1 protein-coding gene is annotated in these 514 nt (G+C 61.9%); it reads left to right on the top strand.

Annotated elements, in window-relative coordinates; genetic code table 11:
- A partial coding sequence (locus J5M73_RS31090) for a proton-conducting transporter membrane subunit (RefSeq protein WP_279381770.1) occupies positions 1-514 on the top strand: 514 nt, incomplete at both ends.

The raw sequence follows: 514 nt of genomic DNA, 5'->3' as shown, positions 1-514 counted from the left end.
ACGGTTTCCTGCGCTTCTCGCTGCCGATCACGCCGGACGCGAGCCACTTCTTCGCGCCCGTCGTGATCTCGCTGTCGCTGATCGCGGTGATCTACATCGGCCTCGTCGCGATGGTGCAGGCGGACATGAAGAAACTCGTCGCGTATTCGTCGATCGCGCACATGGGCTTCGTCACGCTCGGCTTCTTCATCTTCAACCAGTTGGGCGTCGAAGGCGCGATCGTTCAGATGATTTCGCACGGTTTCGTGTCGGGCGCGATGTTCCTGTGCATCGGCGTGCTGTACGACCGCCTGCACTCGCGCCAGATCGCCGATTACGGCGGCGTCGTCAACGTGATGCCGAAGTTCGCCGCGTTCGCGATGCTGTTCTCGATGGCCAATTGCGGCCTGCCGGGCACGTCGGGTTTCGTCGGCGAGTTCATGGTGATCCTCGCCGCCGTCCAGTTCAATTTCTGGATCGCGTTCGGCGCGGCATTCACGCTGATTCTCGGCGCCGCCTACACGCTGTGGATGTA

This window comes from Pseudomonas sp. 50_B (genome assembly GCF_017491625.1).
GTDB classification, from domain to species: Bacteria; Pseudomonadota; Gammaproteobacteria; order Pseudomonadales; family Pseudomonadaceae; genus Aquipseudomonas; species Aquipseudomonas danubii.
The sequence above is the reverse complement of the archived record's forward strand: the minus strand, read 5'-3'. Positions and strand labels throughout refer to the sequence as shown.